Genomic DNA, 20,919 nt, shown 5'->3' with positions numbered 1-20,919 from the left:
CCAAGGCGGAGGTCAAGCCCACCGATACCGCCGGACGGGACAAAGACACCATTCTCACCGACCCGGTTGTCGCCTACAAAGAGCAGAAGGAATCCCTCGACCAGCGGCTGGCGCAGCTGAAGGAAGTGGAGATGAAACGCCACGACCGTTTCGTCCCCGACTACTCGGTTGCCCCGCTGCTGGAAGTCAAGGATCTGTGCCTGAAGTTCCCCCGCCACGGCGATGTCAACGTCGTCGACCACGTCTCGTTCCAGGTCCGGCCCGGCCAGACCATGGCGCTGGTGGGTGAATCAGGCTGCGGCAAGTCGATCACCGCCCTGACGATCATGGGCCTGCTGGACCGCAGCGCCACCATCGGCGGCGAGATCATCTACGACGGCCAGGATCTGCTGCAGATGACCCCGGCCAAACACGCCGGCCTGCGCGGCCACGAGATCGCCATGATCTACCAGGACGCGCTCAGCTCCCTCAACCCGTCGATGCTGATCAAATCGCAGATGAAACAGCTGACCAGCCGCGGCGGCACCCGCAGTGCCGAGGAGCTTCTGGAGCTGGTGGGTCTTGATCCCAAACGCACCCTGGACTCCTACCCGCATGAGCTGTCCGGCGGCCAGCGCCAGCGCGTGCTCATCGCCATGGCGCTCACCCGCGACCCGAAGCTGGTCATCGCCGACGAGCCGACCACCGCGCTGGATGTCACCGTGCAGAAACAGGTCATTGAGCTGCTCAACGACCTGCGGGAAAAGCTCGGCTTCGCGATGATCTTCGTCTCCCACGACCTGGCCCTGGTGGCCGAGGTCGCCCACTCGATCACCGTCATGTACGCCGGCCAGGTTGTCGAACAGGCCCCCACCGTGGAGCTGATGACCAACCCGCAGCACGAATACACCCGCGGCCTGCTCGGCTCGGTGCTGTCGATCGAAGCCGGGTCCGGCCGCCTGCACCAGGTTCCCGGTGTGGTTCCCTCCCCGAAGGACTTCCCGAAAGGCGACCGTTTCGCACCCCGGTCCTCGCACCCGGATCAGGGCCTGGACACCCGTCCGGTGCTCACCCGGGTGGAAGGACACCCCGAACACATGGTGGCCGTGCAACCCGCGCTCGCCGGAAACCAGTAGCGGTCAAGGAGAAAACACATGGCACAACACAGCAAACCCTCCGATACCGACACCCCGATCATTGAACTGCGGGATGTCTCGGTCACCTTCCGCTCCCGCACCGGCGGCATCATCAAGCCGACGCTGGTCAAAGCCGTGCAAAACGTCAACATGAAACTCATGCCGGGCCAAACACTCGGCCTGGTCGGCGAATCCGGCTGCGGTAAATCCACCACCGCGAAAGTGATGTGCGGGCTGCAAAACGCCACCTCCGGCGAGGTGTACTTCAAAGGCCGCAAAGTCACCAAACGCTCGGCGAAAGACCGCAAAACCATCGGCCGCGTCGTCTCGGTTGTCTTCCAGGATCCGGCCACCGCGCTCAATGCCCGCATGCCCGTCTCAGAGCAGCTCATTGACCCGCTGGTGGTGCACTCAATCGGCGACAAAGCCTCCCGGGAGCAGCGCATCCACGAACTGATCAGTTTCGTCGGCCTTCCCGAACAGGTGCTCAAAGCCCTTCCCGGGCAGCTTTCCGGCGGTCAGCGCCAGCGTGTGGCCATCGCCCGCGCCCTGTCGCTGAAACCGGATGCGATCATCGCCGATGAGCCGACCTCCGCCCTGGATGTGTCGGTGCGCGCCCAAATCCTGAACCTGCTCAGTGACCTGAAAGAGGAACTGGGCCTGGCGATGGTGTTCATCTCCCACGACATTCAGACGGTGCGCTATGTTTCCGACCGCATCGCGGTGATGAACCACGGCCAAGTCATCGAGGAAGGACCGGCCCAGCAGATTCTGAAAAACCCGAAAGACGAGTACACCAGAACGCTTCTGGGAGCCGCCCCCTCACTGCTGCACCCGGCCGAACTGGAGTACGGCACCTAAGCCGCGCACACCGCCGCCGCGCCACGACCGCGTACATCCACCGGCGATGTGCGTGACACACCCCGGGGCATTTGCCCCGGGGCAGTCCGGGGGAGTACACCGGTCACCGGCATAGCGGCTGAACACGTTATCCCGCTTTTATTCGCTTTTATTCCCACAGGAGTACTTGTAATGGCTTTATTCACCGGGGTTATTCCCCCCGTCGTCACACCGCTGACCGACAGCGGAGAACTCGACACCGCAAGCTATGAACGATCCCTCAACCGCATGATCGATGCCGGTGTGGATGGACTGTTTGTTCTCGGATCCTCCTCCGAGGTCGCTTTTTCCACCGACGCCCGCCGCGAGGAAATCATCCGGGAAGCCGTCCGCATCGTCGGCGGCCGGGTGCCGGTTCTGGTCGGCTGCATCGACACCGAAACCAACCGGGTGATCGAACACGCCAAAACCGCCGCACGCCTCGGCGCGGACGCCATTGTGGCCACCGCCCCGTTCTATGCGCTCGGCGGGCTGAAAGAAATCGAACGCCACTTCCGGAAAATCCACGAAGCCGTTGATCTGCCGCTTCTCGCCTACGACATTCCGGTGTGCGTCCACGTCAAACTGCCCCCGGCACTTTTGGTCACCCTCGGCAAAGACGGGGTGTTGGCGGGTGTGAAGGATTCCTCCGGTGACGATGTCTCCTTCCGTTTCCTCACCCAGGACAATGAGCGGGCCGGCCATCCGCTGACCGTGCTCACCGGCCACGAAGTCGTCGTCGACGGGGCCTACCTGTCCGGTGCCGACGGCTGTGTCCCGGGCCTGGGAAATGTGGACCCGGTCTCCTACGTCAAACAGTGGCAGGCCTACCAGAAAGGCGACTGGGAAGAAGTCCGCGCACTGCAGAACCATCTCACCGACCTGATGCGCATCGTCCTGGTCACCCAGGGGCTGACCGGTTTCGCCGCCGGTATCGGCGCCTTCAAAACCGCCATGGCGCTGCTGGGAGTCATCGATTCCAACCGCATGCCGGAACCGGTGGAAACCCTGGTCGGCGACAATGTGCTGGCCATCGCCCAACAGCTTCAAGCCTGCGGCATGCCGCCGGTCGTTGATCCTGCCACTGTCGGCACCAGCATCTACGCCGAGTAGAAGCAGCACGCCGCAACCGCGGGCGACCACACAAAAAACACACCGTTGCCTTGTTGCACCGCCGCACCCGGGGCCGCCGGAGATCACCTGTCCCGGCATCCCCGGGTGCGGTGCTGTGCAAGAACACACACCGGGCACCCCCCTGTGCGCGTCACCGACCACACGCCGCAAAACACCACCCCACCGGCCGGCCCGCCGGACCTACCATGGACACGTGCGCCAGCGGCGCGGAATTGCCACACACCACATATCCGACCAGTCGCCGTACGCCATCCGCACCGACAGTGACAAAAGAAAAAACACGGGAGCAACAACCACAATGACCACCAGAGAAGAACTCCTCGAACAGATCAAGGGCGGACTGATCGTGTCCTGCCAGGCATACCCCGGCGAACCGTTGCGCCGGGCCGATGTCACCGCCGCCATGGCCCAGGCGGTGGTGGAAGGCGGGGCCGCCGCTGTCCGCGTGCAGGGCACAGCCGATATTGCCGCCACCCGCCAGGCGGTGGAAGTACCGGTGATCGGTTTGATCAAATACGGCCACGAGGGTGTCTACATCACCCCGTCGATCGCCCATGCCCGGGCCTGTGCCCTGGCAGGATCCGACATCATCGCCATTGACGCCACCCTGCGCCCCCGCGGCAACAACGAAACATTCGCCGATGCCGTCAAAGCAGTCCACGACGAATTCCCGTGGGCACTGGTCATGGCCGACTGCGCCAGCCTGCCCGATGCCATTGCCGCCGAAAAAGCAGGCGCCGACCTGATCGGTACCACCCTGGCCGGCTACACCCCCGGCTACGAGCACGCCCGGGAAAAAACAGCCGGACCGGATTACCAGTTCATCGAGGAAGTCATCGCCAACGTCACCAAACCGGTGCTGGTGGAAGGCCGCCTGCACAAGCCGGAAGATGTGAAAGCAGTCCTCGACAAGGGCGCCTACGCGGCCTGCGTCGGCACCGCCATCACCCACCCGACGACGATCACCTCCTGGTTCAACCCCAAGAAATAACCGGCCACAACTTAAAAAAACAACCACAATCCCAGGCCCTGCCGCGCACCCGCCCGGCAGGGCCTGGACTTATTTACCCCGCCGCCCACCAGAGCACACCCGCGACAAACAGCGCCTTCCCAACCAGCACAACCACCTCACGAAACAACCACTGGAAAGCTACTAGAAAATACTCGAAAATTTTCCAGCAACCCCAGCAACACCCGTTAACCAGCAACAACAACCCACCACCACGGATGAGAGCGCAGTTACTAGAAAATACTCGAAAATTTTCCAGCAACCCCATCAACCCCCGTTAACCAGCAACAACAACCCACCACCACGGATGAGAGCGCAGTTACTAGAAAATACTCGAAAATTTTCCAGCAACCCCATCAACCCCCGCTAACCAGAAACAACTGCCCACCACCGGGGATCAGGACCCGGCCGCTGGAAAGCTACTAGAAAACCCTCGTGTGTACTGCACACTTTTGTTGACTCAAGTTGTCCCCTGACTTGAGCCACATTCGCCGCCCGTTTTGAGCCTCCACAGCCACCGCAAAACCCCAAATTAGGGCAATTGGGCCACGCATTGCATCATCGATTCCACGGATACAATTCTCCACCCCTGATCCCCCGATTGCCGAAAAACGGGATAAAACCCGTTCCGTTTACAACGGGGACGCTTAAGTATTTACACTTCTGGCTTCCGGGGAGGGGATAACGCCTTCCGGAAGGGGATAAAACCCTTGGGAAGAGCACCACTTTTTTGAGGAACCGTCCTGGGGATTTTTTGGTTCCCCACCCCCGCCGGTTTTCTCATTACTGCTGTTTAGAAGCTGTTTTTTCAATTCCGCACAGCTTGACGCGGCCCGACTGGCCCGGTTAGGCGGTGGGTGCCGCTTCTTACCGGAACCCAACAAGGGTGTCAGTCCCGGCACAGCGGAACAGCAAAGCAGCCGTGCCGAGACGAAAACTGGCACGGTACCCAGGTCATCGGATGGTGTTCGCGAGACCATCCGGTGCACCCGGACATCCCGTATCACCTTTCCCCATCAGGAATTCAGCCACAGTCTGGCTGAAGATAAGGACCACAGTGTCATGTCAGAGATTTTCTCCCCCTGCAACTCGCGACCATGATCATCCGTGTTTTTAAGCGCGACAACATTCCCGTCGAGGACTCCCCGCGCAGCGGACACACTCCCGACGGTGCCACCTGGATCGCCGTATTCGACGGCCCCGCATCCACCCGCCGCTACTTCTACGCCTGGATTCCCCGAGGCTCACTCACTAAGTCGCCCCTGGTGCTGGTGGGCCTGAACCCTTCCACAGCGGCAAGCCACGGCACGCCGACCGATCCGACGGTGACAACCATCGCCTCGATCATCGCCGACAACACTCTGCGGGTTATCGACGAAACAACCCGGTTGCAACCCGAGCTTGTTCAACCGCGGACCATCGACTGTGTGGTGATCGTCAATCTCTACACCCTCGTCAAAGGATCCGGATTCCTCGACTGGTTGAAAAATCAACCGCAGCAGCTGCTGCGCCGCGATGCCGCGGCAGCTGACCTTGTCATTGCCTGCACCAACAGCTTCTGCGGTCAGGTTGCGCCGGTGGCAGGGCACACAGCAGCCAAGAAGTATCTTCTGGCCTGGGGTTCCGACACGTTGCTTGTTCCCCGGGCCAGGCAGGTACTCGACGCCATCTCGCCTGCACTGTTTCTGCAGGCCATCCCGGAAAACGTGCGAACCGACACCAGCCAGAATCTGGATAAATTCCGGGCGACATCACTGTCCCCGCTGTCACTGAGAACCCGCGGGAGATGGAAGGGCTTTGTCTCCGTGCCGGATCCCCTCATCTAGGCAGTAAGTTTTCACCCCGCTTTTTCTCCAGGCCCCGGCCACCACCGACGACACCGGCAGCCGGGGCTTGCCCCGTGTGGGTTTATGGGACAATGACCCCATGCCGCTTTCCCGTACCGACCGTGTTGCCGCCGTCATCGTCACCCACAACAGGGTGGATCTTCTCCGGCGGTCGCTGGAAATCGTCGCCGCACAGACCAGCCCGCCGGAGTGGATCATTGTGGTCGACAACGGCAACCAGCAGGCTGTCGGGGACTTAGTCCACGAGGTCTGCGGCACGCGCGGCCAGTGGATTCCCAGTGCCACGAACCTCGGCGGGGCCGGCGGTTTCGCCCTCGGTTTTTTAACCGCTTTAACCTTGGGGGCGGATGCCGTCTGGTGTGCCGACGATGACGGCAGCCCGGAAAATGACACCACTCTTGAAACACTCCAGGATTGCGCGCAGCGGCACCGGTTGGAGGAAGTCTCCCCGGTGGTGGTGGACAAAGACAATCCGGACACGCTCGCTTTCCCGCTGCGCCGGGGGTTCGAGTGGCGGCGCACCCGCTGCGAGCTGAGTGACCCCGAACACCCGGAGGATGATCTGCTGGAAGGTATCGCCAGCCTGTTCAATGGGGCATTGATCAGTGCCGCGGCGATAGAGAAAATCGGGGTTCCCGATCTTCGTTTGTTCATCCGTGGTGATGAAGTGGAATACCACCGGCGGCTGGTCAGAAGCGGCATGCGCTTCGGCACCTGTTTGACGGCCGCCTACCTTCACCCCTACGGCTCAGACGAGTTCAAACCGATTCTGGGGGGCCGTATGCATACCCAGTACCCGGATAATGAGACGAAGAGGTTTTTCACCTACCGCAACCGCGGCTTTTTGATGAATCAGCCCGGGATGCGCCGCCTGCTGCCGCAGGAATACGCCCGCTTCGCCTGGTTTTTCCTCATCCAGCGCAAAGACCCGGCAGGGTTTCTCGACTGGTTCCGGCTGCAGCAGAAGGGCCGGAAGGAACATTTCGACCGGCCCTGAGCCGTCGAGGGGAAAACACCGTCCGGGGATACGGGAAACCCGTCTCGCATCGTCCCGATAGACTGCAGACCATGACGCAGCCGGTAACCGGTTGCCGTTTCCGGAGGGGACGGTTGTCCCCGCCTCTTTGCCCGTGAATGATCAACCAATGGATGGCCCGAACCAGTGAGTGAGAACCTTCCCTACACCTCGATTGAGGTCTGTGCCGGTGCAGGCGGCCAGGCCCTGGGCCTGGAGGCCGCGGGGTTTCGTCATCTTGCCGCTGTTGAAATCGACCACCATGCCGTTGAAACCCTGAAGCTCAACCGCCCCGACTGGAACCCGGTGGAGGCTGATTTGAAGCAGTGGGTGCGTGATCACGCCGTCGACTACCAGGGTGTGGATTTGGTGGCCGGCGGGGTTCCCTGTCCGCCGTTTTCCGTGGCCGGCAAACAACTGGGCCACGAGGATGAAAGAGATTTGTTCCCCACCATGGTGCAGCTGGCGGCGGCCACCCGGCCCAAAGCGATCATGATTGAAAACGTCCGCGGCCTTCTTGATCCGAAATTCGCCGACTACCGGGCACAGATTTCCGCCGAGCTTGCGGCCATCGGCTACCGGATGCAGTGGAAGCTTCTGCAGGCCTCCGACTACGGGGTTCCGCAGCTGCGCCCCCGGGTGATTGCGGTCGGGTTGCGGGATGATCTCGATGCCGAGTTTTCCTATCCCGCCCCCAGCGCCACACCGGCCCCGACCGTCGGTGAGACACTGGTTGATCTGATGGAAGCCGACGGGTGGTCGGGCGCCCGCGCCTGGGCCGGACAAGCCGCATCCATTGCCCCGACGATTGTGGGCGGATCGAAAAAACACGGCGGACCGGATTTGGGGCCGACCCGGGCGAAAAAAGCCTGGAAAGCCCTGGGGGTCAACGGGCACACCATCGCCAACGAGCCACCGGCCCCCGACCATGAAGGGGATCCGCGTCTGACCATCAGAATGGTGGCCCGTATCCAGGGTTTCCCGGACTCATGGGAGTTCTTTGGTCCGAAAACCCATGCTTACCGTCAGGTGGGCAACGCATTTCCACCACCGGTGGCCCAGGCTGTCGGTGAACAGATCCGGCAGGCCCTCGATACGGCTGCGGCAAAAATACCGTCGGCTTTGACCGGCACGACGACAGGCTAGAACAGGCCATGCCCGACCGGTCGCTGTTGCCCACCGCCGGCCGTGCCCTGCACGAGCAGCTGCGGGATGTCTCCGGCCTGCCGCTGGATCCGGCCCTCTGACCACCGCGGTTTCGCGGCTATGTGTCAGTGCCGTCGCATTCACCGGCGGCCAGCAAACGCCGGTACACACCGAGTCTGGCTACCGGTGATTCCGCGTCGGTTCCGTAACCGCCCACCTGTTCCAGCAGCCGCAGGGACTGTGTGCACAGGCCCCTGGCCCCGGCCGCGGTGAGTGGCTGACCGTCGTGGCCGGTCCACCCCAATGCCTGCATGGTGTCTTCGGTGACGAGGTTGCCGATTTCCGGATCCGCCAACGACGCCAATGCCATCACCGTCACCCAAAACGCATCCCTGGCCATGGGGTCTTCCTCCACCGGCAGGGTGTCCAGCACATCCATGCCGTGGTCGTGGGTGTTCACGGCATCCGATAATTTCAGTGCCTGCAGCAGCGGAATGAAATCGAAAATACCGCTGCGGCCGATCAACTCCCGGACTTCCGTTCTGGTGGAAGAAAGAGTCGCCCGGATACTGTCCGATCCGGAAAGTTTCGCGTTGATGGCATCAATGTCGGGTTCGTCGGTGAACAAACCACCGGTGCCGCCGATGCACATGGTCCGCGGCGCATCGTCATCACGGACATAGCAGTCGATCACTTCCAGGTTGATCTGCCACAGCCCCCACACGAAGGTGGCTTTGTCGCCGGGTTCTTTCAGGTGCATGTGCAGGTAGTCACTGTGCCCGGCAACGGCAGTCCGGGTGTGGAAATCCCATGCGCACGATGCCCCGGGCAGGTGTTCGTCGAATCCGAAACAGGTGAGCAGCACCTGCTGGAACTCGGTCATGGGCATCACGTCACTGGTGGCAAAATGCCTGAACACATCAGCCCCGGCGCGCCGGAGCACCGCCCTGATGATCAGAGTGCGGGGCTGTGTGGGCAGTGTTCCCCGACGGATCCTGGGCACCGGAAAATCGATGACCGTCGCATCAGTCTGGTGGGGTGGCATACCGCCCAGGGTAGTCGTGGATCGACGTTCCCGGCAGAATACCCCACCTGTGAACCATCCGTGGAAAGTGCTTGTTTTGGCAGGTCACGGCTAGCGCCGCCAACACCCAATCGGGGTCAACCTTTTTTCATGTGCGGATAAGCTGCCGGGGTGCAGGCCACCGGCGGGTTGTTTTTCCACCGGTTGCATCAGCCCAGCGGAATGGGCCGGGGGTGGGCCCCGAAACGTTCCTTCAGGTATTTCCTGCGCCGGCGGTCCGATTCGACTTCAACCCAGGCGTCGACCAGTGCGCCGACCGCCATGGCTGTGCACCATGCTTGTTCGGCGCACGGATCCCCGTGGAAAGCGTCGGCGAAGGTGGCGGGTGTGGGGGCGGCAATCGGTTCGATGGCAAACACCGCCAGTTCGCTGGTGGTCATTTTGCCGGTTTCTTCTTTTTCTTTCGCCCGGGCCTGGCGACGGCGTTGAGCTTCCTCGGTGATGGCGGCGTTGATCGCGGCAACGCCTTCGTTGGCGGCCGCCAGCACAGTGGACAGGTCACTGATGCTGGCCGCGGTGTCCATCCAGGCGGGTGCTTTCTTTTTCCGGCCGGCCACGATCACGTGTGTGCCGCGCAGCAACGATTCGAGCTTGTCGGCGTCACTGCGGGTGTCTTCCATGGCGGCGATGGCTTTCTCGGCGTCTTCCGAATCAACTTCCCCGCCGAGAGCCGAAGTGCCGGATTCGTCGTCATCGTCGAAGTCCCCGGCATCATCGGGCACATCGGCGGGCAGCTCAAACAGTCCACGGTTGTCGCCGATCACCCAGCCACCATTGAATCTGCCGGTAATCGCGGCGGGACCGGTGTGCACATGCCACACCACCACGGGTTTGTCCCCTTTCGCACTGAAATCCACGACACTGATCACCGGATACGAGCAGGCCGCCGGTTCACCGCTGGTGGTTTGTGTGGGGGTTTCGTTCATCGTCGCCATGGCCACCACTGTAAGGCAACCCCGCACCGGGGGGCAGGCATCTTTGCGCCGCCCCCGCACGACAGGCACCCCGGAGGGTCTTTCTCCCGGTCACCGACAGTGTGGTGTTGTCGAGCCACCCCCTTTCAACCAGGGGTTATGGCCTACAAACCGTAGGATTTGAGCGTATTCCCGCCGGGGCCGCACAGGACGTGGGCCCCATGGCAGATCCCCATGTTTTTAGGACCCGGTGACTGCATATGGTTGATCGTGAAGCCGATGACTGTACCGTCTCACACCCCACCGATTCCGTCACGTCCGTTGAGGCGATTCTTTCCGAGGAGTTGGACTGGAAGCGCCGGAATGCGCGCCTGCTGGAGCACGTCGGTGCCGGACCCGTCGGCCGCACGCTGCTCGATGACACGCACTTCGGGTATTTCGACAAAAACTTCGGGGCCAGCAGGCTGTATGATCCGCGGCTGGTCGACAACACCGATCCCCAGGGCAGCATGCTGTCGGCGATCCTCCACGAGTTGCGGACCTGCCGGGAGTTCATTTTTTCGGTGGCGTTTATCACCACCGGCGGTTTGTCCCTGCTGAAACAGAATCTGCTGGACTTTACCGGCAAAGGGACGGTCATCACCTCCACGTTCCTGGATTTCAACAGCCCCGATGCCTTCCAGGAACTCCTGGAGCTGCCGAATATCACCACCTGTGTATTGGACAGCTCTTCCGCGTTTCACGCCAAAGGCTACTGGTTCGACCAGACCGATGCGGTCACCGCGATCGTCGGTTCCTCGAATCTGACCTGGCAGGCGTTGTCGTCGAACCGGGAATGGAACCTGAAATTTTCGGCCCTGCCCGGTGGCCAGATCACCGAGCAGCTGAAAACGGCGCTCGACGAACAGATCACACAGGCGGAACCGCTGACCCAGGGGTTCATCGACGATTACGCCGCACGCCGCAGGCCCAAGCTTGCCCCGCAGGATTTCGACGGCACCGGGACACCGGTTTGCCCGCCGGGTGCCATCACACCCAATGCGATGCAGGAAGCTGCCCTGCAACGTCTCGGCACGCTGGTTGACCAGGGTGAACGCCGGGCTTTGATTATCTCGGCGACGGGCACCGGCAAAACCATCCTGGCCGCGTTGGCCGCCAAACAATTCAATCCACGCCGCCTGTTGTTTGTGGTTCACCGGGAACAGATCGTCGACCGGGCGATGGAGGAGTTCAAAAAAGTGCTCGGCACCGCCGAACACACCTACGGCAAGTTCACCGGTTCGCAGCGTTGTGCCGCCACCCGCTGCGTGTTCGCGACAGTGCAGACCCTGTCGAAGCCGGACAACCTGGCCGGTTTCGCCCCGGATGCCTTCGACTACATCATCATCGACGAAACGCACCGGGCCGCCGCCGAGTCCTACCAGCGGATCATCAACCACTTCACGCCCGATTTCATGCTGGGTTTGACCGCCACCCCGGAACGCACCGACACCCGCGACGTGTACCGGATTTTCGACTACAACATCGCCTACGAGATTCGCCTCCAGCAGGCGTTGGACGAGCAGCTGCTGTGCCCGGTCACCTATTTCGGCATCGGCGACTACACCAAACCCGACGGGACCACCACCGGTGATCCCGACTTCGGGGATCTGGCCACCGATGACCGGGTGGACCATATCGTGCAGGCTGTGCGGACCTACGGCCACACGGGTCCCGTGCACGGGCTGATGTTTTGCAGCAGCAGAAAAGAGGCCCGTGAGCTTTCCGAGAAACTGAACCAGCGCACGATCCGCAACGGCAAGCCGCTGCGGACGCTGGCGTTGACGGGACGCGACACCCCGGAGACGAGGAAGAAAGCCGTCGATCGTCTGGTGTCCGGGCACCTGGATTATCTGTTGACGGTCGATATTTTCAACGAAGGCATCGACATCCGTGAGGTCAACCAGATTGTGCTGCTGCGGCGCACGGAATCGGCGATCGTGCTCACCCAACAGATCGGGCGGGGACTGCGGAAGGTCCGCGGCAAAGATCATCTCCGGGTCATCGACTTCATCGGCGCCTACGACCAGAACTTTCATATTGCGCGGGCGTTTTGCACGAAAAGGGATCCCACCGACGATGATGTGCGCAGGCAAACGACAACATCGTCGAACGGCGGCTCCACGTATTTGTCGATCCAGTTCGACAAGGTGGCCATCCGCCGGATCACCGTTGCTTTGCGGCGGGTCCACATGGGGGACATGCGGCTGCTCAACAAGGACTACGATCTGCTGGTCGCGCAGGTGGGCGGGTACCCGAAACGGGCGCAGTTCTTCGCTGTCTCAGCCGATCATTCACCCAACCGCTATGTGGCCGACCAGTCCCGCATCACCGGCGTGGATCCTTCAACCGGCAAACCCCGCTACTGTTCGATCCGGTGGCGCAACTACGCCGAATGGATCCACCGGCGGGATCAGACCACAGCGCTTCCCGCAGCTGACGCCATCAGGTTCCTGAACTTCCTCGACGGCGACATCACCCCGGGGTTCCACGCCCATGAGGCGCTGGTGCTGAAAGAACTTCTCGCCAGTAACGGCCACACCATCACCGGGCGCAGGGTGCGGGAGCTGGTGCCGCAGCCACCGGACGGGATGAGCCTCGACGTGATTGTCAACCACGTGGCCCGGATTCTTGATGCAAGCTACTACTCGACGGACCGCCTCAGAAAACGGGTATTTCCCGCCCACGGGCCGGTGGCCGTTTCCGACAGCACCCCCAACCGCGGCACCCTGATCGGCGGGCCGGACTCGGTGTGGACATTGACGGACGAGTTCCTGGACTGCCTCCGGCGGGAAAAGAAACAACGCGAGATCTTCAGTTTCGCCGAACACGTCGACGACATCATCGACACTTCGCTGTGGAATGCCCGCCACATCCACTCGCCGGCCGGTGGTCTGAAAATCGACGGGCAGTATTCCCGGCGCGAAACGGGCCGGGCACTGTTTTTCACCGAAAGCCGCGAGTCCGGGATCCTCGGCTACGGGGTCGATGAAGCCTGCGGGGTGTGCCCGATTTTCATCAACTACAACAATCCGGACCACCTCACCGACAGCGCCAAATACGGCAATATGCTGCTCGATCAGCGTCACCTGCTGTGGTTTACAAAAGCCGGGCAGGATGTGTCGAGCAGGCTCACCGCGGCCATCGCCGGCAACCGCTACCGGCTGCCGGTATTGATCAAAAAAGACGACACCGACAGCATCAGGTTCTTCTATGTCGGTGACGCCCGGGTGATTGACACGAAAAACACCACGGTTGTCGACCGGGAGGGAAAAACAGCCCGGGCCGCCCAGATGATTCTGCGTTTCGACCGGGAGATCACCTGGGACACCTACCGCTATCTCACCGATCAGCACTAGCCGCAGCAGCGCGCCCGCCCGGCCGTCATCGTCTGCCCCGGCTGTGGCGCGGGCTGATTCGGGATGCGCTGGGGTGTCCTGTCTATCCTGGTGCGTAAGGCAACGCGGGGTGAGCTGCCGGCCCGTTGAAAACAAGCAACCAAGAAAGCGTGGGCGTCCCATGGCGGATGTGAACCAGTCCGGACACCGCACCATTGAAGTGGTGGCGGCCGCGATCATTGACGGTGATCGGGTGCTGGCCGCAAAGCGTGGCCCCGGAATGGATATGCCCGGCCACTGGGAATTTCCCGGGGGAAAAATCGAGGAGGGGGAAACCCCGGACAAAGCGCTTGTCCGGGAGCTGCGGGAGGAACTGCGGGTTGTGGCTGAAGTCGGCGACACCATCACCACCACCGTCCACCGCTACCCCGACAAAACAATCACCCTGACCACTTTCGCGTGCACCCTGGTCAACGGTGTGCCCCAGGCAACCGAACATTCCGAGATCCGGTGGGTGACAGCCGCAGAGATGGCCGGGCTGACATGGGCGCCCGCTGATCGTGAGGCCGTGGACAAAACCAGCGTGCTGCTGGCCCAAAAGTGACATGCCGCGCGCACGGCTTCCGGCTGACAGGGCGACCACACCGCCTGCCAGCCGGGGTGGTGGGCTAGGACTTGGCGGCGGCCGCATCGGCGGGTGTGTCGTGTCCCGCCCGCCCGGCCCGTGTCAGCCCACGGCCCTGCAGGTAGCGGATCGCCAGAATCGCTGCGGCCCCACCGAGGTGGTAGACGGTGTAGGGCTTGTTCACGCCTTTGCCGGCCAACCAACCGATGGCTTTGCGGCTGAGCAGTCGGCTGATGGCAAGGTCGGCGGCAAACATGCCGGCCAGCATGGCTGCGGGAACCAGAGTGTCCCCGCCGGCCAGCGCCTTGGCTTCCAGGGCCAGATTTTTCACCGGACCCCGGTTGCCGATTCCGGCCTGGGCCAGCAGCTGTTCGGCACGGCGGTTGGTTTCTTCTTCCAGGTGCACCGGTCCGGCAACGTCCTGCTCCCCGTCGATGACCGGCCCGACATGATCCACCGTCTGTTTGATGGCCGCCAGCACCCCGCCGCCGGTGACCACAGTGGTCAGCAGTCCCCTGGCCCACGGGGATGTGATGTAGTCGGGCAGGCAGCAGCAGACAAAAGACGTGCCGGTAACGGTGAAAACAATCGGCCACGGGGTCAGTTCATCGGTCAGGGTGTCAGCGGTAGAGTCCATGGTGTCCACTCTAAGTTGACCGGCCCCCATCCCGCCGGTGGCGCCACGGGTCCGGCCCCACCTGTGCGGCGGACACCCCGGCCGCACCGCCTACAATCGGGTGCATGCTCGGAATGTTCAGAAAGAAATCAGAAGACAACACCTTTATTGCGGGGGAACACACCAACCTGCCGTTGTCCAACGAGCTGACGATGATGATCGCCCAGGAGATCCCGATGCTCGACTCGAAGGACCGGGCACGCATCTACCGCATCCTGGAAGACTACGACGGCCCGCAGATCACCCGGCAGGAGGATCTGCCGGAAGAGATCATCGACATTATGGATCTTCGCTGACGCGTCCTACTGGTTGCGGATCAACGGGGCGGCAACAACCGGGTCTGCTTCTTCGGCGACCCGCCACCACGATCCTTCGATCAGCGCCCCCTCGCCCCGCCCGGCGGGGACGACCCTGACAGAGACCAGTTCCCCTTTCTCCGGGACCACGATGTCAAGCTGCCGGGCAATGTTTTTCTGCACCCGGTAGTCGCCGGCGAGGATGATGATCCCCTCCGGTTGCAGCAGCGACCGGGCGCCACCATTGTTGCGCACCCGTTTCATGTAGTCGTTTTGCTGGGCCACGGTGGCGACGATGGTGCGGGTGAGTCTTCTTTTTTGCGCGATCCTGAACAGGGAATTGATCCGCTGCTGTCCGTTGCCGGCGGCCATTATCGTCTCCACATCCGTCTCCGCCATGTGCAACAGGGCATTCGGCGGCATGGGGCGGTCCCGGAAAACCCACAGAATCTGGGTCCTGCCGAAGCTGTTGAGTCCTGTTTTCCGGTCCCGGTTCGCGCTTGTCCTGCGGTGTTGCTCCGACACCCGGATCAGCCCGATGCTCCACCGGGCGCGCAGATCATCGGCCTGGGTGACCATGACAATCTCGTCGAAGGATTCCATCGGCAGCATCCACTGCCCGTTGTGCGAGTATTTGCAGTCGACTTCGTGCCCGGCGATGGAAAAATCCAGTGTTTGTCCGCTGTCGATCCGGAAGTGTCGCTGCAGGTTGATTTCAATCAGCGACCCGAAGTGGGTTTTCTCGGTTTTGTACAGCTGCTCCAGGCGGTAGCGGCCGGTGTTGTTGCCGTCGTAGAGCTGGTCGAAAGTTTTGCGGAACACCTGCGCGAATTCTTCGCCGGTGCGGTCCATGGCCGCCACGGCCTCGGCAACCTCGGCCACACAGGGATCCTTGTAGTCGCCGAATCCGCCGCTGTGCCCGGTCTCGTTTTCCCGGCCCATGGTTGTTCACCCTTTCCGGACGTCGCGCTTGCCCACCGCCTGAACCGTGTTGTCCCGGGGCGGGTGGATACCCGGTTATTGTAGGAAGCTCCCTCCCGCGCCGCAGGGCGGTGCACCGGTTGCAGGTGGCACAGCCGGGACTGCGGCAGCCGCCACTTTCCGGTTGGGTTCGTTTTCGCCCGTTTCCGGACTCTTTTATGTCCGTTTTGTTGGTTAAATGTGGGATTGTGGCTAAATTCACCATTGGCCCGCTGTCCGGTGGTCTTGGTGCACCGTTGTATCGCGCGGAAGGTTAACGGCCCCATAAAAATCGGTGAGAAAGCCGCGCCGATCGCAAAACCCCCGGTTAGAGCGCGTATTGTTGGCAGGCAATGACTAGCGATACGGCCACGTCCAGCTCCGCTGCTTCGAGCGGTGCCCACGGGGGCCTTCACACAGAAGCACAGATTCTCTCCGGATGGGGCCGGACCGCCCCGACGACCGCCCAGGTGCTGTCCACCCCGGATGTGGACACCATTATCACGGCTGTCACCCGGGTGGCAGACGACAACTCCGGCAAACCGGAGCATCTTCGCCGCGGTGTGATTGCCCGCGGCATGGGCCGTTCCTACGGGGATCCGGCACAAAACGCCGGTGGCCTGGTGGTCGATATGACCCCGCTGAACCAGATTCATTCCATCGACACCGAAACCGCGATTGTGGATGTCGACGGCGGTGTCACCCTCGATCAGCTGATGAAAGCGGCCCTGCCCTACGGGCTGTGGGTTCCGGTTCTGCCCGGTACCCGCCAGGTGACCATCGGCGGGGCGATCGGCCCGGATATCCACGGCAAAAACCACCATTCGGCGGGTTCTTTCGGCGACCATGTGGTCTCCATGGAGCTGCTGGTTGCTGACGGCCGGGTGCTGCACCTGGAGCCGGAAGGCTCCTCCGATGACCCGGACGGCAAAATCTTCTGGGCCACCGTCGGCGGCATGGGGTTGACCGGCATTATTCTCCGCGCCCGGATCAGGATGACCCGGACGGAGACCGCCTACTTCATTGCCGACGGTGATTTGACCGGCTCACTGGATGAAACCATCGAGTTCCACTCCGACGGCTCGGAGAAAAACTACACCTATTCCTCCGCCTGGTTCGACGCGATTTCCGCGCCCCCGACACTGGGCCGGGCCGCTATTTCGCGTGGTTCGCTGGCCACCCTGGCCCAGCTGGAGGAACTCGCCCCGAAGCTGGCGAAGGATCCGCTGAAGTTCAATGCGCCGCAGCTGGTGACCGTACCCGATATTTTCCCCTCGTTCACCATGAACAAACTGTCGATGATCGCCATCGGCCAGCTGTGGTGGATCAAGTCCGGCACCTACCGCGACCAGGTGCAAAACCTCACCCAGTTCTACCAGCCGCTGGATTTGATCGGCGAGTGGAACCGCGGCTACGGCTCGAAGGGCTTTTTGCAGTACCAGTTCGTCGTGCCCCGCGAGGCGGTGGAGCCGTTCAAGGAGATTGTCCGCGACATCCAGAAGTCAGGCCACTACTCGGCACTGAACGTGTTCAAACTGTTCGGTGAGGGCAACCGGGCGCCGCTGTCGTACCCGATGCCCGGGTGGAATGTCTGTGTCGACTTCCCCATCAAAAAAGGCCTGGGCCAGTTCCTGGACAACCTGGACCAGCGGGTCCACGAGTTCGGCGGCCGGCTGTACCTGGCCAAGGAATCCCGCACTTCCGCCGAGATGTTCCACTCCATGTACCCGGAGATGGACGCCTGGCTGAAAACCCGCAACGACATTGACCCCAACGGGGTGTTCGCCTCCGATATGTCGCGCAGGCTCGAGCTGCGCTGAGCAGACGGGTTTTTAAAAAACCACCTCCCGGCCACCGCGACGTGCACCGGCGCTTTGTGCCTTACAAAGGCGCCGGCGGCCGGGGGTCGGATCCACCACAGACTTCCCCACTTTTTACTGAAGGACAATTCACCATGATCAACGCTGTCGGCAAAACCCAGCGCATCCTGCTGTTGGGCGGTACCTCCCAGATAGCCACCGCCATTGCGGCGGAATTTCTTGCGGCGGGCCCCGCGGAGGTGATTCTCGCCGCCCGCGAGGATTCCCCGCACATCGATGGGGCGAAAGAGGAAATAGAAAAAGCCGGGGGCACAGTCGAGGTCATCGCTTTTGACGCCACCGACTTTGATTCCCACCGGGAGACCATCGACCTGGCGTTCGCCGCCGGTGACATTGATGTTGCCGTGGTCGCTTTCGGGGTGCTCGGCGACAATGAGCAGCTGTGGCAGGACCAGAAGAAGGCGGTGGCCGCCGCACAGACCAACTACACCGCGGGTGTGTCGGTGGGTGTGCTGCTGGCCGAGAAATTCCGCGCCCAGGGACACGGGTCGATTGTGGCGATCTCGTCGGTGGCCGGGGTGAAGGTGCGGCGCTCCAATTTCGTCTACGGCTCCACCAAAGCCGGTTTCGACGGTTTTTACCTCCAGCTCGGGGAAGCTTTGCGCGGCTCCGGGGCACATGTGGTCGTGGTCCGCCCCGGCCAGGTGCGTACCCGCATGACCGCCGGTCTCGACGAAGCCCCGCTGACCGTCGACCGCACCGAAGTGGCCGCGGCGGTCAAAGACGCGGTGCTCAACCACAAGCCGGTTGTCTGGTGCCACCCGGCCTTCCAGCTGGTGATGGCGGTGCTGCAGCATATTCCGCAGCCCATCCTGCGCAAGCTGCCGATCTAGCGGACACCTGTTTTGTAAAAAAAGCTCCCCGGTGGCGTGCCTTGCGGCCATGTGCCGGCGCACGTTGCCGGGGAGGAAGACCCGACACGCAGGCTGTGCCGCAGAAGATGCCGGCGCACGCCTGTGTGTTTTATTTTTTCCGCCCCAGATCGCTGAGGGACTGTCCCCTGGTTTCCTCGGCCAGCTGGTAGATCAGCGCGCCGGCGGTAAACAGCGCGGCGAAGATCACAAACGGCACGGTCACCTGCCCGGCGGTCGGATTCCCGCCGACCATGACCCCGACCGTGTAGGGGCCGATGATTTTGGCGGTGGCGCCGATCCCGTAGCCCAGGCCCACCCCGGTGGATCTGGTGGCGGTGGAAAACTGTTCCGCCCCGAAGGCGTTGAGAATCCCGAACGCCCCGTCACCGAAGCCCAATGTCACGACAATGCCGGTGAAAAAGACGGCCCCGGCGGTCGACTGCCCCAGCACACCGTGGGCGAACAGCCAGGTCGCCGCCGCCGACAGCAGGCATCCCGCGGCGCCGAGCCCACCCCAGATCAGCAGGGCCGCCCGGCGGCCCGCCCGATCGGAAAACCAGGCGCAGCCGAAACGGCCGGCAATATCGGCCACGGCGGCGACCATGAACGCCACGCCCACAGCGGTGGCCGACATCCCGAAGGATTTGTTCATCAGCAGCTGCCCCCACGACTGGATGGCAAATACCCCGAAAAGAAAACAAAACGAGCCGGCCGCCACCACCGCCAGTGCTTTCTTCTGGCCGGTGACAACAGCGGCCAGCCCCGCCGCCCGCCGGCGGGCGGCGGAGTCGGCCTGCCGCCGGTCCCGGTCGCTGTCGCCGGGAAGCACAATGTCACCGGCGGGTATCTCCAGCGCCCACCCGTAGGCGGCCCGGGCGCGGTCACGCTGGCCTGCGGAAAGCAGAAACCGCGGGGATTCCGGTACCCGGGCAGCCCACGGCATAAGCAGCACCGGCAGGCACCCCAACGCCACCAGTCCCCTCCAGCCGATGGCATCGCCCACAGTGGCGGTGGCCACCGCCCCCAAAAACAGCCCCAGGGGAATAAACACACTGGTCAGCCCCGATAGCAGGCCTCTTTGCCGGGCGGGCACAAATTCCTGCACGTAGGGCACGGAGGTGATGTTCAATCCGCCGACACCGATACACACCCCCACCCGCAGTCCGGCCAGCAGCAGCCACTGGCCCGGCTGCACCGTCACGGTGGCGGCGGTAAACACCGTCAGCACCGCAATACAACTGATGAACGCGTGTTTGCGGCCCACCGTGTCGGCCAGCCGCCCCCACAGGATCGCCCCGATGACCGTTCCCACCCCGCTGGCCGCCCCGATCACCCCGATCTGGGTGCCTGTCAGCTGCCAGCCGGGCTGATCGACCAGCAGCAGGATGACGAACCCGATGAGAAACAGGTCGAAGAATTCGGCGACATTGCCGACGATGGTCAACGCGATGAGTTGTTTCTGGTTGCCGGTCAACCGGCTGCGGTCGATCAGTTCCGGGGCGGTGGGCTGGTGTGGTGCTGTCATCTGGTCCTCCGGCCGGGCAGACGGTGGTGGTGCGCAAGAAGAAACGGAGCCGCTCCCCCGGTGGCCCGCCGACAGGGCAGGACAACCGGTTTTCCCCATTCTAGGCCCGGCGGCACACGCGCCCCCGGCCGGTTGCGGGCTCTTACAGACGGGGCGGCCGGTATGTGGGAAACTGGTGTCCATGACGTACCCGCAGCAGGCTGCCCCCCGGCCCGACTGGCTCACGGCCGATCCGGCCGGGGAGGACTACACCACCGATGCGACGACCCTGAAACACACCGTCACCGGCATCATCGGCGCCGGCTGCGGCGGTGGGGCGGCCACCCTCGTGGTGTGGCTGATTCTGAAACAGACCAGCCTGCCGGCCTACGGCGCCTCCCAGGTGACGCAGGCCTTGTCGGCTGCCGGATCGGTGGCCGTGATCGCCGTGGTGGCTGTGCTGTGTTACCTGTGGGTGCGCGATGAGCATCTCACCGACGCCGACCGCGCCGCCCGGGCCACCCGGCGCAGCCGCCGTACCGCCCGGGCGGCCAGGCGCAGAAACAGGCGGCAGGCCGTCTCCCCCGGGGGGCGGCCGGGCGTC

18 protein-coding genes (1 of these 18 only partly in view) are annotated in these 20,919 nt (G+C 62.8%); 13 read left to right on the top strand and 5 right to left on the bottom strand.

Annotated elements, in window-relative coordinates; genetic code table 11:
• The 7 genes from JZY06_RS12175 to JZY06_RS03445 form a co-directional block, all read left to right on the top strand.
• The coding region (locus JZY06_RS12175) for an ABC transporter ATP-binding protein (RefSeq protein WP_242516636.1) at positions 1 to 1,115 on the top strand (1,115 nt) is incomplete at its 5' end.
• Positions 1,116 to 1,133: 18 nt separating this feature from the next.
• Positions 1,134 to 1,976 (top strand): ABC transporter ATP-binding protein, encoded by an 843-nt coding sequence (locus tag JZY06_RS03470; protein ID WP_207118434.1) that lies wholly within the window; start codon positions 1,134 to 1,136, stop codon positions 1,974 to 1,976.
• A 171-nt stretch (positions 1,977 to 2,147) separates the two neighbouring features.
• Entirely contained in the window at positions 2,148 to 3,107 is a 960-nt protein-coding gene (locus tag JZY06_RS03465) for a dihydrodipicolinate synthase family protein (protein WP_207118433.1), read from the top strand.
• A 319-nt stretch (positions 3,108 to 3,426) separates the two neighbouring features.
• A complete protein-coding gene (locus JZY06_RS03460) occupies positions 3,427 to 4,119 on the top strand; it encodes an N-acetylmannosamine-6-phosphate 2-epimerase (protein ID WP_207118432.1) in 693 nt (230 codons plus the stop codon).
• Between the two features lie 1,115 nt (positions 4,120 to 5,234).
• Positions 5,235 to 5,963: a hypothetical protein gene (locus JZY06_RS03455; RefSeq protein WP_207118431.1), complete on the top strand. Its 729-nt coding sequence runs from the start codon at positions 5,235 to 5,237 to the stop codon at positions 5,961 to 5,963.
• Positions 5,964 to 6,063: 100 nt separating this feature from the next.
• Positions 6,064 to 6,981 (top strand): galactofuranosyltransferase GlfT1, encoded by a 918-nt coding sequence (gene glfT1 / locus JZY06_RS03450; protein ID WP_207118430.1) that lies wholly within the window; start codon positions 6,064 to 6,066, stop codon positions 6,979 to 6,981.
• Positions 6,982 to 7,146: 165 nt separating this feature from the next.
• On the top strand, positions 7,147 to 8,145 hold the full coding sequence (locus tag JZY06_RS03445) for a DNA cytosine methyltransferase (RefSeq protein WP_207118429.1): 999 nt from the start codon (positions 7,147 to 7,149) through the stop codon (positions 8,143 to 8,145).
• Positions 8,146 to 8,263: 118 nt separating this feature from the next.
• Here JZY06_RS03445 and JZY06_RS03440 read toward each other — a convergent pair whose 3' ends face one another.
• A complete protein-coding gene (locus tag JZY06_RS03440) occupies positions 8,264 to 9,190 on the bottom strand; it encodes a hypothetical protein (protein WP_207118428.1) in 927 nt (308 codons plus the stop codon).
• Between the two features lie 188 nt (positions 9,191 to 9,378).
• Complete coding sequence (locus tag JZY06_RS03435; RefSeq protein ID WP_207118427.1) at positions 9,379 to 10,164, bottom strand: hypothetical protein; 786 nt, start codon at positions 10,162 to 10,164, stop codon at positions 9,379 to 9,381.
• Between the two features lie 239 nt (positions 10,165 to 10,403).
• Between JZY06_RS03435 and JZY06_RS03430 the strand changes: the two genes are divergently transcribed.
• Both JZY06_RS03430 and JZY06_RS03425 read left to right on the top strand, forming a co-directional pair.
• Positions 10,404 to 13,541, top strand: a complete 3,138-nt coding sequence (locus JZY06_RS03430) for a DUF3427 domain-containing protein (protein WP_207118426.1) — start codon at positions 10,404 to 10,406, stop codon at positions 13,539 to 13,541.
• Between the two features lie 160 nt (positions 13,542 to 13,701).
• Positions 13,702 to 14,124, top strand: coding sequence for a (deoxy)nucleoside triphosphate pyrophosphohydrolase (locus tag JZY06_RS03425; RefSeq protein ID WP_207118425.1), 423 nt, complete (start codon positions 13,702 to 13,704; stop codon positions 14,122 to 14,124).
• A gap of 64 nt (positions 14,125 to 14,188) precedes the next feature.
• On the opposite strand, the gene JZY06_RS03420 is transcribed toward JZY06_RS03425, so the two are convergent.
• A complete protein-coding gene (locus JZY06_RS03420; protein ID WP_207118424.1) occupies positions 14,189 to 14,782 on the bottom strand; it encodes a hypothetical protein in 594 nt (197 codons plus the stop codon).
• A gap of 104 nt (positions 14,783 to 14,886) precedes the next feature.
• Here JZY06_RS03420 and JZY06_RS03415 point away from each other — a divergent pair, with 104 nt between their 5' ends.
• On the top strand, positions 14,887 to 15,117 hold the full coding sequence (locus tag JZY06_RS03415) for a hypothetical protein (RefSeq protein WP_207118423.1): 231 nt from the start codon (positions 14,887 to 14,889) through the stop codon (positions 15,115 to 15,117).
• 6 nt (positions 15,118 to 15,123) lie between these two features.
• Here JZY06_RS03415 and JZY06_RS03410 read toward each other — a convergent pair whose 3' ends face one another.
• Positions 15,124 to 16,059 (bottom strand): NaeI family type II restriction endonuclease, encoded by a 936-nt coding sequence (locus JZY06_RS03410; RefSeq protein WP_207118422.1) that lies wholly within the window; start codon positions 16,057 to 16,059, stop codon positions 15,124 to 15,126.
• A gap of 371 nt (positions 16,060 to 16,430) precedes the next feature.
• Here JZY06_RS03410 and JZY06_RS03405 point away from each other — a divergent pair, with 371 nt between their 5' ends.
• The gene (locus JZY06_RS03405; protein ID WP_207118421.1) at positions 16,431 to 17,897 is read left to right on the top strand and encodes an FAD-binding oxidoreductase; all 1,467 of its coding nucleotides are present in this window, start codon (positions 16,431 to 16,433) and stop codon (positions 17,895 to 17,897) included.
• 134 nt (positions 17,898 to 18,031) lie between these two features.
• On the top strand, positions 18,032 to 18,790 hold the full coding sequence (locus JZY06_RS03400) for a decaprenylphospho-beta-D-erythro-pentofuranosid-2-ulose 2-reductase (protein WP_207118420.1): 759 nt from the start codon (positions 18,032 to 18,034) through the stop codon (positions 18,788 to 18,790).
• 130 nt (positions 18,791 to 18,920) lie between these two features.
• On the opposite strand, the gene JZY06_RS03395 is transcribed toward JZY06_RS03400, so the two are convergent.
• Positions 18,921 to 20,336: an MFS transporter gene (locus tag JZY06_RS03395; protein ID WP_207118419.1), complete on the bottom strand. Its 1,416-nt coding sequence runs from the start codon at positions 20,334 to 20,336 to the stop codon at positions 18,921 to 18,923.
• On the opposite strand from JZY06_RS03395, the gene JZY06_RS03390 reads away from it, so the two are divergent.
• Positions 20,248 to 20,919 carry the 5' portion of a galactan 5-O-arabinofuranosyltransferase gene (locus JZY06_RS03390; protein ID WP_456236879.1) on the top strand. It continues 1,791 nt past the right edge of the window, so the window shows 672 of its 2,463 coding nt (coding positions 1-672); its start codon is at positions 20,248 to 20,250; the stop codon falls past the right edge of the window. The two genes, JZY06_RS03395 and JZY06_RS03390, sit on opposite strands and share 89 nt — an antisense overlap.

It is taken from the genome of Corynebacterium mendelii, from assembly GCF_017307055.1.
Taxonomy (GTDB): Bacteria; Actinomycetota; Actinomycetes; order Mycobacteriales; family Mycobacteriaceae; genus Corynebacterium; species Corynebacterium mendelii.
This window is presented reverse-complemented; position numbering and strand designations above follow the sequence as displayed.

What these genes read in the sequence shown, in the direction of transcription:
- JZY06_RS03430 (WP_207118426.1), top strand. Translation starts at nt 10,404, where the DNA reads ATGGTTGATCGTGAAGCCGATGACTGTACCGTCTCACACCCCACCGAT.
- JZY06_RS03460 (WP_207118432.1), top strand. Translation starts at nt 3,427, where the DNA reads ATGACCACCAGAGAAGAACTCCTCGAACAGATCAAGGGCGGACTGATC.
- JZY06_RS03395 (WP_207118419.1), bottom strand. Translation starts at nt 20,336, where the DNA reads ATGACAGCACCACACCAGCCCACCGCCCCGGAACTGATCGACCGCAGC.
- JZY06_RS03405 (WP_207118421.1), top strand. Translation starts at nt 16,431, where the DNA reads ATGACTAGCGATACGGCCACGTCCAGCTCCGCTGCTTCGAGCGGTGCC.
- glfT1 (WP_207118430.1), top strand. Translation starts at nt 6,064, where the DNA reads ATGCCGCTTTCCCGTACCGACCGTGTTGCCGCCGTCATCGTCACCCAC.
- JZY06_RS03400 (WP_207118420.1), top strand. Translation starts at nt 18,032, where the DNA reads ATGATCAACGCTGTCGGCAAAACCCAGCGCATCCTGCTGTTGGGCGGT.
- JZY06_RS03425 (WP_207118425.1), top strand. Translation starts at nt 13,702, where the DNA reads ATGGCGGATGTGAACCAGTCCGGACACCGCACCATTGAAGTGGTGGCG.
- JZY06_RS03440 (WP_207118428.1), bottom strand. Translation starts at nt 9,190, where the DNA reads ATGCCACCCCACCAGACTGATGCGACGGTCATCGATTTTCCGGTGCCC.
- JZY06_RS03455 (WP_207118431.1), top strand. Translation starts at nt 5,235, where the DNA reads ATGATCATCCGTGTTTTTAAGCGCGACAACATTCCCGTCGAGGACTCC.
- JZY06_RS03415 (WP_207118423.1), top strand. Translation starts at nt 14,887, where the DNA reads ATGCTCGGAATGTTCAGAAAGAAATCAGAAGACAACACCTTTATTGCG.
- JZY06_RS03420 (WP_207118424.1), bottom strand. Translation starts at nt 14,782, where the DNA reads ATGGACTCTACCGCTGACACCCTGACCGATGAACTGACCCCGTGGCCG.
- JZY06_RS03465 (WP_207118433.1), top strand. Translation starts at nt 2,148, where the DNA reads ATGGCTTTATTCACCGGGGTTATTCCCCCCGTCGTCACACCGCTGACC.
- JZY06_RS03470 (WP_207118434.1), top strand. Translation starts at nt 1,134, where the DNA reads ATGGCACAACACAGCAAACCCTCCGATACCGACACCCCGATCATTGAA.
- JZY06_RS03435 (WP_207118427.1), bottom strand. Translation starts at nt 10,164, where the DNA reads ATGGCGACGATGAACGAAACCCCCACACAAACCACCAGCGGTGAACCG.
- JZY06_RS03410 (WP_207118422.1), bottom strand. Translation starts at nt 16,059, where the DNA reads ATGGGCCGGGAAAACGAGACCGGGCACAGCGGCGGATTCGGCGACTAC.